The sequence below is a fragment of the Chelativorans salis genome (assembly GCF_025336525.1).
Taxonomy (GTDB): Bacteria; Pseudomonadota; Alphaproteobacteria; order Rhizobiales; family Rhizobiaceae; genus Chelativorans; species Chelativorans salis.
In genome coordinates this window covers 146,668-159,455 of sequence record NZ_JAOCZP010000009.1, presented here as the reverse complement: position 1 = coordinate 159,455, position 12,788 = coordinate 146,668, and the positions used below count along the sequence as shown (strand labels likewise).

Here is a 12,788-nt window from a genome sequence, read left to right as displayed (position 1 = left end):
AAAAAGATACCGGTTGCTCAACTGGGGATGGGGCTTTGCGCTGTGCGACGGGAGAGGTCGAAGGCTGTGCCTGCCGCATAGTAGAGAAGGAAGGAGCCGACGACATAGGGCGTGATCACGTCGACCTCTGAGAGCGAGCGGAGAAGCAGCATCACGCTGAGGCCGAACATAAGCCACGCAGCGGGATCATGCCGGTTACCGAGCAATTTGCTGGTGTGGCCAGCGATAATGCCGATCAGCAGGATGACGAGAAGGACCAAGCCGATCGCGCCGACTTCGACGAGCGTCTCGATATAGGTGTTATGGAAGTGGAAGCCGGTGCGTGCGGTGATGTAGAATTCTTCCCAGAGCCGTTCGGCGTCCGGAAAGCCATGGACCCAATAGGCCTGATAGCCGATACCCAACAGCGGGTGTTCGCGCGCGGCGGCCATACCTTCCGACCAGAGATAGGTGCGGCCGGTCAGGGTTGCATCCTTGCCGAAGATGCTAAGAACCGCATCGAACGCACCAAGCTGAAGGGCGGCAAACAAGCCGAGAAGTGCGAGGGCGGTGCCGGCGATGAAGAGCAGCTTGCGCGGTATGGGTGCGAATAGCTGCAGCGTGTTCATGGCGAGGCTGGCGGCAAGCGCAATCGTCACGGTGATGATGGAAGTGGCGGATTGAGAGGCGAGCAGGCAATAGCCTGACAAGGCGCCAACGAAGAGCGCCATGACCACAGTCAGACCGCGCTCGCGCAGCAGGAGGAGAGCCGCGAAGGCCAGATAGATACCGAGTGAGGCGAAGAAGCCGAGCTGGTTCTTCGATGAGAATGCACCGACGAAACTGTAGGTGCCGTCTATCGGGTCGTAATGAAAGCCGCCGAAGGCGAGCGAATAGGCGAGCACCAGCGCAACGCCGGCCAGCCCGCCGAGGGTCAACGTGCGCGGGCTCACGCTGCGCGCCGCGATCAGCGCGCACGCGATGTGGGTCAGGTACTGTACACCTGCCCGGGCGGTCGCGCTTGGCGCTGCCGACCAGAAGGCGGATAGGAGAGCGAAGACGCCGAAGGCGACGATCCAGGGGAGATGCGCATTGCCCCTGAGATAGCGCTGCGGATCGATGAAAGGCAGGGGCAGCCACAGGGCGTAGTAGACGAGGATTGGCACCTGTCCAAAGCGCGTCGAATAAGCAAAGACAAAGAGCGAAACGGCAACCGCGAAGGACCCGTATGCGAAATTCCGCTCGGGGTTGACAAAGAGGGCAACGGGAATCTTCATTTCGCGGTTTTCGTGGAGAGCCGCGGCTGCAGCTACTGGACCGACGGCGGGACGACGTCCACCTTGATCACATCGCCGGGGCGGACTGCCGTGTTCTCGTCGGCGGCAATTTCCTGTGTTTCCTCGTCGACCGAGCGCACGATCCGGTAGCTGACCTCGGCCGAGGCCGTCGCCGTGCTCAAAGCCGCCTCCGGAGCCAGCGAAGCCGCTTCGGTCATCAGTCCGCGATACATCGCAATCTTCAGGTCCAGCGCCTCGATCTCGGCCTCCGTCTCCTGCAGCTGCCGGGCAATCTCCGCCTCGCGTTCGTCGCGGAGCGTGGCCGCATCGCGCTCCGCTCGGCTGATATCCTGCCTGGCCCGCAGTTTGGCGGTTTCCATATCCAGAACCTTGCCTTCCAAGTCTGCAATCGAGCGTTCAGCGCCTAGAATGCGTTGATTGACTACAAGCCCGCGCTCAGCGAGGCCGCCGATCCCCTCGAGCTCCTCGCGCGAAAGCTGGATTTGGCGGTTCTGCGTTGCGATCTTTTTCTCCAGAGATTCGATCTCGCCCGTGAGCAGCTTCTTCAGATCGTCGAGCGCAGAGAGCGAACGCTCCATTTGCTCCTCGCGCGCCTTCATGAAGGCTGTCTCCTTGGCGATCAATCGCTTGCCTTCGGCGCTTCCTGCAAGCTCTTCGGGAGGCTCGATTGCTGTCGCGCCCTCGGCTTCGGCCATCAGCCGGGCGCGGCGCGCAATCAGCCTGTTGTGCTCCGCAGCCAAAACCTCGTGGTTCCCGTGCGCATTGATGTAGTCGCGCTCGACCCGCATGCCCTCATTTTGCGCGCGGCGCAGGCCTCCTGCCACGCTGATCGCCTTCAGCACCGTCAGGCCGGGATCATAGGCGTATTTGCCAGGAGCCTGAACATCGCCGGAAATGAAGAAGGGGCGGAACTCCGCTACCTCGACCGACGCGTCGGGTCGGGTGAGCAGACCGAGCGTCTGTTGCAGTTCGTCGCCGATCGTGGCGGCGAGCTCGGCGGTGGTCTTGCCGGTTGCCGGGAGTTCCCCGATGAAGGGTATCGATATCGATCCGGAAGGACCGACGGTATAGTCACCGCTCACCGACGACCAATCGCGTGCCGAAGCATCGGCACTCTGCCATTCCGCGACCCGGATGTGCAGCTTGTCCATGGGCCCGAGCAAATATTCCTCGGCTCCGGAAACCACCGGAAGCAGAAGTGTCATAATCGCGGCCAGCACGGAGACGAGCCGCGAACGAAAGAGCGGGATGGAGCTCTTCGATGCAGCCTCTCCTGCATACGGACCCATACGATGTAGCATGGCGTCAATAACTCCCGCGCGAGGAAATAACTGCAGGCAAGGTTTTTATGATGATCAGCAGATCGAAAGCGAACGACCAGTTTTCGACATAGTGCTGGTCGAGATCCACACGCTGGCCATAAGAGACATCGTTGCGCCCACTGATCTGCCAGAGCCCCGTCAGCCCGGGGCGCGCCTGCAGATAATAGACTGCCGCGGGGCCGTACATATGGAGCTCGTCCAGCACAACCGGCCGGGGACCGACGAAGCTCATCTCTCCGCGTAGGATATTGAACAGCTGCGGAAGCTCATCGAGGCTCAATTTGCGCAACACCGCGCCAACTTGGGTGATGCGGGGGTCGTCCTGCAGCTTGCGTGTCGCATTCCATTCGGCGCGGGCAGCCGGGCTCCGGCTCAGATGGGCGGCGAGCACCTCGGAGCCGTTTTCGACCATCGTGCGAAACTTCATGCATCTGAAGGTGTTGCCATTCCGGCCGATGCGCGGATGGGCGTAAAGCACGCGCCCGCCGTCGGAGAGCTTAACCAGCAAGGCGAGCATAATGAGTAGCGGGCTTAGGAAGAGGATGGCCATCAAGGCGGCGGCGACATCGAAGCCGCGTTTGAATCCGCCGCCCAGGACGGGTCTTGCTTCGGCGCTGTATCGGATTCCAACAGATAGATCGGCTGACCCTGTCGCATGCTTCATGTGCGTCCCCAGTCAGTGGCGGTGGGTGTGAGGCAAATGCTGCGATGCAGCAAGATAGCCTGCTGTTTATGCAAAGCACACGATGAAAGTTTGGCAGGATGACAAAATCGGAATCATATTATCTAACGTATCGATACATTTCTTGGGCACTTGAACAGGCAGGGCGGATACTGGCGCATTTCGTGTATATATCGGGTCTGTACATTTAGTTATTGTGAAATTTCATATTGAGCTTATGTAATATACTGTAATAATGAGGAGAATGGCGAATCCTTCGCCGGTGCTCACCAGTAGGTTGTTCAGACTAGATCAAGATGTTCAATCGAGTAGGACATCATTGCGTCGGCGGAGGCGGCAGAGCACGGAATCCATCTGACAAAGGGGTTGCGAATCCCGTGCAAAGCACGGCCTCATATTGCCTCACGCCTCTTGGTTCCATATATAAAGTAACGGACGCTTTGTATTCGAGCCCGCGTCGATAATGTGGAACTCATTGGCGGCGTTGACGGCGGCAAGAAGACATGAGCGTTGCTGCGGGAGGATGGCGAGATGATCTGCCTCGGGCGCAAACACGCAAGGCTTAGCCGGGCTTAGACATGTCTTTCCCACTTTTCCTTCGCGGCATGCTCATCGCTCTTACCGCGTTTGCAATCACGACATATATCGTGACGCAATCTGCATGGACGACGTTTCTCTCCACACTGGCATGCGCCGTAATTATCCAGACCGGCTATTTTGCAACTATTTTGATAATGGTCCTGTGGCCGTCTCGCGGCGGAGAGAGCGACGGTGAAGTGCCCGAAGGCGAGAAAACGGCGGCTTCCATGAAGCACGGAAAGCCGGTAGGAAGCCCGGATCAGGTCTCCGGCGTGACGAGGTCGTCGCAACTATAGATAGATAGAGACCCTCACCCAGCGAGTATCGCTCTATTCAATTCTGCTGCTGCAGCATACCTCTGCCGTATTGCAATCCCCCTTTTGTGCGTACACCCTACCTCCACTTTCTGGGAGGAACCGATCCTTTGCGCGTGGTGGCGCCCTATGTGGCGCGGTCACTGTCCAACGTTCGTTATACGAGGTTGACGTGGGTTCATCGGCTCCGGAGATGATGGTGTGCGTGGTCATCGCGGCCAGGAACGCCTCCAATACAATTGCCCGCGCCATCACCTCTGCGTTGCGCGAGACGAAGGTGGGCGAAGTGATCGTTGTCGACGATGCATCCACCGACGATACCGCCGGCGCAGCGCAGCAGTCTGATGACGGAAGCGGCCGTCTGCATGTGCTGCGCCTTTCTCGGAACTGCGGCCCCGCCTTCGCGCGCAATCACGCTGTAGCCAACTCCACGGCGCCTCTGATTGCCATCCTGGACGCGGACGATTTCTTCCTGAAGGGCCGCTTCGAAGCGCTTCTCGATGGTGATGACTGGGACTTTGTCGCGGACAATATAACGTTCATCGACGCCGACGACAGTGAGCCGGACGTGCCGCGTTTCGCGCCGGAGCCATACTTCCTAGATTTGCGAGCGTTCATAGAAGGCAACATTGCCAGGCGCGGTGTGCGTCGTGGTGAGATCGGGTTTTTGAAACCTGTTATGCGCCGTGCTTTCCTCGATCGTCATGGTCTGCGCTATGATGAGCGGTTGCGGCTCGGGGAGGATTACGACCTCTATGCGCGCGCGCTGGTGAAAGGCGCTCGTTATAAGGTCGTCCGCGCCTGCGGCTACGGTGCCGTCGTCCGGCCCGATTCACTGAGCGGACAGCACTCCACGGACGATCTGAAGCGACTGTGGGAGGCAGACCAGGCGCTTATCCAGTCGCCTTCCCTGCCGGATTGCGCGAGCAAGCTCGTCAAGCGCCATTCGCGCCACGTGCGTGCTCGTTATGAACTGCGGCGGTTTCTCGACGTCAAGGCTGCGTCGGGACTGACTGCCGCGATGCTGGATGCATGCGCACACCCGATGTCTCTTCCGGGGATTGCCGGCGGGATTTTTGCCGACAAGGCGGAAGGACTTATGCGCAGGCGTAAGGACCGGCGTCGGCAATCGGTTCCGGCCAAAATGCCGCGCTACCTGCTTCGGGGACGTTTGGCGATGCCGGATTGAACGAGATCAACTTGGGCCGCGTGATGTTCCGCGCGGTGGGGAGGGCAATATGAAACGGAGTGCATCACATGACGATTCAATTGCCGCAAAATATATCCAGCGGTCATCCCGACAGCATTACGGATTTCCTTCGCCTGGCAGGTCAGCGCGCCCGCCTTGCATTCGATACCCATTACCAGCCTGATCCTGTCTTCGTGCTCGGTACGGGACGTTCGGGTACCCACTGGGTCGCCTGGATTCTCGAACCGCATGCGGCATTGCACACCCTCATCGAAAAGCCGCCCATCTTTGAATGGGTCACCGAAATGGCCATCGACCCGACAGCGGAGGACCGGCTTCTGCCTTCTCTGCTGCGGCGTTATCGGCTCGAAGCGGCGAGCGCGCGGCCGAAGCGGCTGCTCGATAAAAGCCATCCGAATATCTGGCTGGCCGAGAAGCTGGCCGAAGCCTTTCCTGCCGCTCGCTTCATCGGCGTACTGCGCGACGTTTTCGGAACGGTGGCAAGCAGCCTGCGCCACGAGGGCGTCCGCCACTGGGCAGAAAAGTGGGACGCCTACCCGGTACCGAACCGCTTTCTTGGTGTCAGCGAGGAGAACCGGGAAGCATATGCGCAAATGTCGCTTGCCGGCCGCTGTGCCGTGAGATGGCGTGCGCATTTGCACCGGCTCGACGAACTGGAGGGCGTTCTTGGCGATCGCATGATCCGTATGCGCTACCACGAGCTCCAGACTGAGACGACGCGGGAGCTCGTGCGGCTGCAGGAATTTCTCAAGCTGGATGAGCCGATCCCACATCCCGAGGTCAAGTCTGATTCGCTCAGTCGTTGGAAGAAAGATCTTTCCGAGGAGCAGATTGCCGAGATCCACGCCGTAGTCGGGGAAGATGCCGACAGAAGCTGACGGTCGAACACGCTCTCCGGCCCACCGTGAGGAAACTCCATGGCGTTACTCAGCTTTCGGACCCGAAATCCGCAGCGCGACCGCGACACCGACCGTGGCCGTATAGACAGGCTGCTTCAATTCCTCCGTCAACTACACGCGGAGATCGATGCAGAGCGTAGCGGGCTCGAGGCACGCTACGAAAAGGCGCAGACCTCGGCTGCCTTCGCGCTCGAAGCGTTCGAGAACGGCGGCGGTGAGGAGCTGGCTTCAAAAGCCGACAATCTGACAGTGACGATGCAGCGCTACCACGCGCGCGTTGCCGCGCTCGAAAAGCAGATTGCATTCGTGGAAGGCGCCGAGATGGAAGCGAGAGCATTTCATGACGCGCTTTCGGGCGTCGATCCGGAAAAGCGGGAAGGAGGTACTGGTTCCACCTCATCAGGAAATGTTGCTCAGCCTGCACATGATTGATCGGCAAGTGGCCCGACAAGCCGCTCTTGCCTCATTGTGATCGAAATATCAGCCACCCTGCGGCCGGACCGAGACGAGCGCAACCGCAACTGCGAGCGTGGCCGTATCGACGGGAGAACGTGAAAGAATGGACAATTCGCCTATTCACCTAACTCGCCTGCCGCTCGCGCTTCTATGTGCTTTCGGGACCGCCGGATCTTTGCAGGCGCAGGAAGGCGGAACCTCCTTCGTGGAGGATTTCGAAAGCATGGATAGCGCCCGCTGGTATGTGGCGGACGGCTGGGCCAACGGTGAGCACCAGAACTGCACTTGGTCGAAGGATCAGGTTGAGGTCTCCGGTGGCACGCTGAGGCTCGACTTTACCAAGCGCGAGACCGGTGACCGCGCCTACGCCTGTGGCGAGATACAGACCAAAAAGCGCTTCGGTTACGGCACCTATGAAGCCCGTATCAAGGCGGCCGCCGGCTCCGGCATGAACACCGCCTTCTTCACTTATATCGGCCCGGTACACGACCAGCCCTGGGATGAAATCGACTTCGAGTTCCTGGGCAAGGATCCCTCTAAGGTACAGCTCAACCAATATATTTCGGGCAAGGGCGGAAATGAGAAGTTCGTGCCTGTCCCCGGCGGTGCGAACGAGGATTTTAACGACTACGCATTCGTCTGGGAGGAGGGCCGAATTCGCTGGTTCATCAACGGCGAGCTCGTTCACGAGGTGAGCGATCCTGTCCTCGTCCCGACCCACGCGTCAAAGATCTATCTGAGCCTTTGGGCAAGCGACAACATGTCGTCCTGGCTGGGCTCTTTCGAGCCGCCGGAAGGCACCCTGTCTGCATATTTCGAGCGCGTCGCCTTCACGGCGGCGGGTGATGATTGTCAGTTTCCGGAGTCGGTCGTATGTGCGCTGGATTGATATCTCGGTCGGGTACCGCCACCGCAATAGCGGACTGGATTGCTGCGGTGCAGGATGAAATGTTGCGCTGCACTATCATCTTCGATAACGTTTGAGTGGGGGGCAGATCGCGGTGATTTTGCCCATGTTGCGCGTCCTCTATCTCGTGCACGACCTGTCGGACCCTGCGACAGCGCGGCGCGTGGCCATGTTGCAGGCGGGTGGCGCCGAAGTGGTGCTCGCCGGCTTCCGCCGCAGCCGCGAGTCCATCCCCGAAATCGGAGGCGTCAGGCCGGTTGATCTCGGTATGACGCATGACGGCAGGTTCGCTCAACGGTTGGCCGCGATTGCCCGCGCAAAACTGGCACTCGGGACAAAGTTCAAGCATATCCGCAAGCCCGACGTGATTGTCGCGCGCAATCTGGAGATGCTGGCTCTCGCCAGACGGCTGCGCACACAATTCGGGAGTGATGTCCCGATAGTCTACGAATGCCTCGACATCCACCGCCTGCTGCTCAGGCAGGATGCGGCCGGTCGCGCCATGCGCATGGCCGAGCGGCGGCTTGGCCGCGCTGCGGCGCTTCTCATCACCAGCTCGCCGGCCTTTCTGCGCGAGTATTTCGAGCCGCGCGGGCAGGTCGATGCGCCGGTCCTGCTCCTTGAAAACAAGGTTCTGGAACTCAGCGACATGCAGCCCGCATCGGTGCCGAATGTGCCGCCGCTTGGTGAGCCGTGGAAGATCGGCTGGTTTGGCGCTCTGCGATGCCGGCGCTCGCTCGAGCTTTTGTCAGCCTTCACGCGGCGCATGCAAGGGCGATTTGAGGTCATCCTGCGCGGCCGTCCCGCATATTCGGAGTTCCATGATTTCGAAACGACGGTCGCCGCCGAGCCTTATATGCGTTTCGAGGGGCCGTACCGCAATCCTGACGATCTCGCCGCGATCTACGGCGCCGTGCACTTCGCCTGGACCATCGACTTCTTCGAGGCCGGGCTGAACTCGAAATGGCTGTTGCCGAACCGGCTCTATGAGGGCTGCCGCCACGGCGCGGTGCCGATTGCCATGGAGGGCACGGAGACCGGCCGGTTTCTCACACAACAGGGGATTGGCCTTTCGCTTTTGGAACCATCCGCCGATGCGCTTGCGGTCTTGCTCGGCTCCATGGACGCAACGTCGTTCGCCGAGCACCGTGCGCGTCTATCGGCAAAACCTACTGAAACCTGGATCTGCGGCCTTGGGGATTGCCGTGCGCTGGTAGCGCGGCTTGCGGGACTTAAGCGGGCGAGGGCTGCGGATGCGTTGTTGGAGGCGGCAGCATGAATTGTGAAGCACCCGTAATTGCAGGCAAAGCCGAGCCCGTTGCGCGGCTGCGTGCCATGGTGGTGATACCGTGTCTCAACGAGGTGGCGTATATAGGGCGCCTGCTTCAGGGACTGGAGGCAGCGGCTGCCCGACAGGGAATGCGGGTCGTCGTCGCCGATGGCGGCAGCACTGACGGCACTCTCGAAATCCTTGCCCGCATCGCCGAGACAAACCCGCGCGTGGTCGTTCTTCACAATGAGCGGAAGCGTCAGGGGGCGGCAATCAACCTAGCCGTTGAGGAACTTGGTGACGAGGTCGATTGCCTGATCCGTATCGATGCCCATGCGGACTACCCGGACGATTTCTGTGATCGCCTGATCGCAGAGGCCGAGACGACGGGCGCAGATTCTGTCGTGGTCGCGATGGTCACCGAGGGGCGCAGCCTGTTCCAGCGGGCAGCGGCTATCGCACAGAACTCCAGGCTCGGAAATGGCGGATCGAAACACCGTCAAGGCGCGAAGGGGCAGTGGGTGGACCATGGGCACCACGCTCTCATGCGTATTGAGCCTTTCCGCGCCGTGGGCGGCTATGACGAGACCTTCGGCTATAACGAGGATGCAGAGCTGGATCATCGCCTGCGCGCGTCCGGATACCGCATCTGGCTGACCGACAAGACCAGGATGACCTACTATCCGCGCGACACCGTTGCCGGCCTTTTCCGCCAATATCTCAACTATGGGCAGGGCCGCGCCCGCAACATCCTCAAACACAGTGCGATGCCGAAGTTGCGGCAGCTTCTGCCGGCGATGGTTCTGCCGCTCGCCGCGGGCGCGCTGCTCGCTCTGTTTCGCTGGTGGGCGGCCGTGCCGCTCTCTCTATGGGTTATCATCTGCCTTGCATACGGCGTGGCGCTGGGCATCGGACAGCGCGATCCGCGCGCACTGCTTGCGAGCATCGCCGTCATGATCATGCATTTTGCATGGTCAGTCGGCTTCTGGCTGCAGGTGCTCAATTCCCGCAGACGAGGGAAGCGGACGACATGAGCACCGCATCTGCTATGGCGCCCCCGCCGCTGCTGATTGACATCTGCATCTGCACGTTCCGCAGAGATGTGCTCGCTGACGCGCTGGCCTCCGTTGCAAAGCTCGACGTACCGCATCGTGCCCGGCTGCGGGTGATCGTGGCGGATAATGATGTGAAGCCGAGCGCTCGGGCCCGCGTCCACACTATGGCCGAGAGCTTTCCGCACGAGCTGCTTTATATCCATGCGCCCGCCCGGAACATCTCCATCGCCCGCAATGCCTGTCTCGAAGCGGGCAGGGGAGATTTTCTGGCTTTCATCGATGACGATGAAACCGTCACGCGTCCCTGGCTAAGGCACCTTCTGGACGTGGCCCTGGCGACCGGCGCCGACGCGGTACTCGGCCCAGTCAGAGCAGTCTACGGTCCCGATGCGCCGGGGTGGATGCGGCATGCCGACAGCCATTCGACATTTCCCGTCTGGGTAAAGGGGGAAATCCGTACGGGCTATACATGCAACGTTCTTTTGAAGGCTTCTTCGCCACTCGTGGAAGGGCGGCGCTTTGTCTTGTCCTTCGGGCGCTCGGGCGGCGAGGATACGGATTTCTTCATGCGGCTTCACGAGGCCGGCGGCAAAATCGCCTATGCACCCAAAGCTTGGGTCGAAGAGGTCGTGCCGGAAAACCGAGCGCGCTTTTCGTGGCTGGCCAAGCGCCGCTTTCGCACCGGCCAAACACACGGGCGGCTCCTGGCCGACAGATCGGCGGCAGGGCAGCGGCTCGCTCATGTCGGGCTTGCAAGCCTGAAAGCCGGATATTGTTTCGCCGTCGCTTCCGCCCTCTGCCCGTTCCCAACCCTGAGGAACCCATCCATCCTGCGCGGCACTATGCATGTCGGGGTAACAGCCGGCCTGCTTGGTCTGCGCGAAATTCACCAATATGGCAGAGTCTCTCCGGCGGCGGAGCATGGCAATGCAGCCTGACGTCAGCATCATTATCGCCGCCTTCAATGCCGAGGCGACACTTGTCGGCGCGATCCGCAGTGCGCTCGGTCAGCGCGAGATCGCCGTTGAGGTTCTCGTCGTCAACGATGCTTCCGATGACCGGACGGCGGAAGTCGTCCGTACGTTTCCCGATACATCGGTAAAGCTCATCGACCTTGCCGAGAATCGCGGTCCGGGAGGCGCGCGCAATGCCGGCCTGGAGCAGGCGCAGGGGCGTTGGATCGCCGTGCTCGACTCCGACGACACAATGCAGCCGGATAGGCTTGTTCGGATGATCGAGCGGGCGAAGCGGGATAGCTCGCAGGTGGTCGTCGACAATCTTTTCGTGGCGGAGCAAGACCAAGCGCGCCACGAGATGATGTTTTCTCCGCAGGATCTCGCGAAGCTCGGGCAACTCACACTCCCCGATTTCATCCGCTCGAATCGCATTTTCAAAACGAAGTACAATTTCGGCTACACAAAGCCGGTCTTCCAGCGCGCGTTCCTTGAAGCCCACGGCCTTCGCTATGACGAAAACCTGCGCATCGGCGAAGACTATCTCTTCCTGGCGGCAGCCCTTGCCAAGGGCGCACGCTGCGCGGTCGAGCCGCAGGCCGGCTATGTCTACAATGTGCGCGGCGGGTCGATCTCTCGCGTTCTCGAAATACGGCATATAGAGGCGATGCTGGCTGCCGATGCCGGCTTCGAGCGCGCGTACGATCTGGACCCTGCAGCACAGCAGGCGCTGCGAGAACGCAGTCGGAGCCTTCGCCAAGCAGCGTCCTTTCTGTCTGTCGTTCATCACCTGAAGGAAAAGGCGCTCCTGAAGGCGGTCCGGACCGCGGTTCGCGATCCCGCGGCGCTGCGCCATTTGCGCATGCCCATTGGCGTCAGGCTGCGCCGCATGGCAACGCAGTTAAGCTGGGGGACTTCGCAAGGGCACGGGGAAGTACAATCGTGAACGGAGAAAAAGGCCAATGCGGAAGGTAAGAAAAGCAGTGATCCCCGTGGCGGGGCTTGGCACGCGGTTCCTGCCGGCGACCAAATCCGTACCAAAGGAGATGCTCACGGTCGTCGACCGGCCGGTCGTCCAATATGCGGTCGACGAGGCACTGGAGGCGGGCATCGAGCACATCGTCTTCGTGACCGGGCGCAACAAGACCGCGATCGACGACTATTTCGACATTCAGCCTGAACTCAGCGAGACGCTGAAGAGGGGAGGAAAATCGAAGCAGCTTGCCGAGCTGGATGAGCTGCAGCTTCCTGCCGGCGCGGTAAGTTTCACGCGGCAGCAATCGCCCGATGGGCTGGGGCATGCCGTCTGGTGTGCACGCGACCTGGTCGGTGACGAGCCCTTCGCCGTCCTTTTGCCCGACATGGTCTCCTATGGTGTGCGGGGATGCCTCGCCGGCGCGATGGAGCTTTACGCCGAGACCGGCGGCAATGTGATCGCCGTCGAGGAGTGCGACCCTGCTCAGACCCATAAATTCGGCATAGTCGGCAAGGGAAAGCCCATCGGAACAGGGTTCGAAGTCACCGAAATGGTGGAAAAGCCGGACCCGTCGGTCGCGCCCTCGAACAGCTACATCAACGGCCGTTACATCCTTCAGCCGGACATTTTCGAGCTCCTAAGCAACCAGAAGCGCGGCGCAGGCAACGAAATCCAGCTGACCGATGCGATGCATCGTCTCATGGAGATGCAGAAATTCTACGCAGCACCGTTCAAGGGCCGGATGTTCGATTGCGGATCGAAGGATGGCTTCATCCAAGCGAACGTGGCTTTCGCACTCGCTCGCGCGGACATTCGCGATCTCGTGCTCGAGCCGATCGCGGAAATGGTATCGGCGCAGGAACTCCGCAGCGACGCGGCGTGAAGATC

13 protein-coding genes are annotated in these 12,788 nt (G+C 60.7%); 10 read left to right on the top strand and 3 right to left on the bottom strand.

The window, feature by feature from the left end:
• Positions 1–17: 17 nt before the first annotated feature.
• The 3 genes from N5A92_RS22750 to N5A92_RS22740 are packed head-to-tail and all read right to left on the bottom strand — an operon-like array spanning position 18 to position 3,263.
• Positions 18–1,256, bottom strand: a complete 1,239-nt coding sequence (locus N5A92_RS22750) for an O-antigen ligase family protein (RefSeq protein WP_260906545.1) — start codon at positions 1,254–1,256, stop codon at positions 18–20.
• Between the two features lie 32 nt (positions 1,257–1,288).
• Positions 1,289–2,578, bottom strand: a complete 1,290-nt coding sequence (locus N5A92_RS22745; protein ID WP_260906542.1) for a polysaccharide biosynthesis/export family protein — start codon at positions 2,576–2,578, stop codon at positions 1,289–1,291.
• Between the two features lie 4 nt (positions 2,579–2,582).
• Positions 2,583–3,263 (bottom strand): sugar transferase, encoded by a 681-nt coding sequence (locus N5A92_RS22740; RefSeq protein ID WP_260906540.1) that lies wholly within the window; start codon positions 3,261–3,263, stop codon positions 2,583–2,585.
• 596 nt (positions 3,264–3,859) lie between these two features.
• On the opposite strand from N5A92_RS22740, the gene N5A92_RS22735 reads away from it, so the two are divergent.
• From N5A92_RS22735 to N5A92_RS22690, 10 genes are all read left to right on the top strand, one after another.
• Positions 3,860–4,156, top strand: a complete 297-nt coding sequence (locus N5A92_RS22735; RefSeq protein WP_260906538.1) for an exopolysaccharide production repressor protein — start codon at positions 3,860–3,862, stop codon at positions 4,154–4,156.
• Between the two features lie 211 nt (positions 4,157–4,367).
• Positions 4,368–5,363, top strand: a complete 996-nt coding sequence (locus N5A92_RS22730) for a glycosyltransferase family 2 protein (protein ID WP_260906619.1) — start codon at positions 4,368–4,370, stop codon at positions 5,361–5,363.
• Between the two features lie 68 nt (positions 5,364–5,431).
• Positions 5,432–6,262: a sulfotransferase family protein gene (locus tag N5A92_RS22725; protein ID WP_260906536.1), complete on the top strand. Its 831-nt coding sequence runs from the start codon at positions 5,432–5,434 to the stop codon at positions 6,260–6,262.
• Between the two features lie 39 nt (positions 6,263–6,301).
• A complete protein-coding gene (locus N5A92_RS22720) occupies positions 6,302–6,715 on the top strand; it encodes a hypothetical protein (RefSeq protein WP_260906535.1) in 414 nt (137 codons plus the stop codon).
• A 127-nt stretch (positions 6,716–6,842) separates the two neighbouring features.
• Positions 6,843–7,628 carry an endo-1,3-1,4-beta-glycanase ExoK gene (gene exoK, locus N5A92_RS22715; protein ID WP_260906534.1) on the top strand — a complete coding sequence of 262 codons (786 nt, stop codon included), beginning with the start codon at positions 6,843–6,845 and terminating at the stop codon, positions 7,626–7,628.
• 124 nt (positions 7,629–7,752) lie between these two features.
• Positions 7,753–8,925, top strand: coding sequence for a glycosyltransferase (locus N5A92_RS22710; protein WP_260906533.1), 1,173 nt, complete (start codon positions 7,753–7,755; stop codon positions 8,923–8,925).
• Positions 8,922–9,950, top strand: a complete 1,029-nt coding sequence (locus N5A92_RS22705) for a glycosyltransferase family 2 protein (RefSeq protein ID WP_260906532.1) — start codon at positions 8,922–8,924, stop codon at positions 9,948–9,950. Before N5A92_RS22710 ends, N5A92_RS22705 begins: the two co-directional genes overlap by 4 nt.
• Before the next feature lie 14 nt (positions 9,951–9,964).
• Positions 9,965–10,909, top strand: a complete 945-nt coding sequence (locus N5A92_RS22700) for a glycosyltransferase family 2 protein (protein ID WP_260906617.1) — start codon at positions 9,965–9,967, stop codon at positions 10,907–10,909.
• On the top strand, positions 10,899–11,870 hold the full coding sequence (locus tag N5A92_RS22695) for a glycosyltransferase family 2 protein (protein WP_260906531.1): 972 nt from the start codon (positions 10,899–10,901) through the stop codon (positions 11,868–11,870). Before N5A92_RS22700 ends, N5A92_RS22695 begins: the two co-directional genes overlap by 11 nt.
• A 16-nt stretch (positions 11,871–11,886) precedes the next feature.
• A complete protein-coding gene (locus N5A92_RS22690) occupies positions 11,887–12,783 on the top strand; it encodes a UTP--glucose-1-phosphate uridylyltransferase (RefSeq protein WP_260906530.1) in 897 nt (298 codons plus the stop codon).
• The last annotated feature ends 5 nt before the right edge of the window (positions 12,784–12,788 follow it).

Coding starts and splice junctions, on each gene's coding strand:
- N5A92_RS22750 (WP_260906545.1), bottom strand. CDS start 1,256: ATGAAGATTCCCGTTGCCCTCTTTGTCAACCCCGAGCGGAATTTCGCA.
- N5A92_RS22745 (WP_260906542.1), bottom strand. CDS start 2,578: ATGCTACATCGTATGGGTCCGTATGCAGGAGAGGCTGCATCGAAGAGC.
- N5A92_RS22740 (WP_260906540.1), bottom strand. CDS start 3,263: ATGAAGCATGCGACAGGGTCAGCCGATCTATCTGTTGGAATCCGATAC.
- N5A92_RS22735 (WP_260906538.1), top strand. CDS start 3,860: ATGTCTTTCCCACTTTTCCTTCGCGGCATGCTCATCGCTCTTACCGCG.
- N5A92_RS22730 (WP_260906619.1), top strand. CDS start 4,368: ATGATGGTGTGCGTGGTCATCGCGGCCAGGAACGCCTCCAATACAATT.
- N5A92_RS22725 (WP_260906536.1), top strand. CDS start 5,432: ATGACGATTCAATTGCCGCAAAATATATCCAGCGGTCATCCCGACAGC.
- N5A92_RS22720 (WP_260906535.1), top strand. CDS start 6,302: ATGGCGTTACTCAGCTTTCGGACCCGAAATCCGCAGCGCGACCGCGAC.
- exoK (WP_260906534.1), top strand. CDS start 6,843: ATGGACAATTCGCCTATTCACCTAACTCGCCTGCCGCTCGCGCTTCTA.
- N5A92_RS22710 (WP_260906533.1), top strand. CDS start 7,753: ATGTTGCGCGTCCTCTATCTCGTGCACGACCTGTCGGACCCTGCGACA.
- N5A92_RS22705 (WP_260906532.1), top strand. CDS start 8,922: ATGAATTGTGAAGCACCCGTAATTGCAGGCAAAGCCGAGCCCGTTGCG.
- N5A92_RS22700 (WP_260906617.1), top strand. CDS start 9,965: ATGGCGCCCCCGCCGCTGCTGATTGACATCTGCATCTGCACGTTCCGC.
- N5A92_RS22695 (WP_260906531.1), top strand. CDS start 10,899: ATGCAGCCTGACGTCAGCATCATTATCGCCGCCTTCAATGCCGAGGCG.
- N5A92_RS22690 (WP_260906530.1), top strand. CDS start 11,887: ATGCGGAAGGTAAGAAAAGCAGTGATCCCCGTGGCGGGGCTTGGCACG.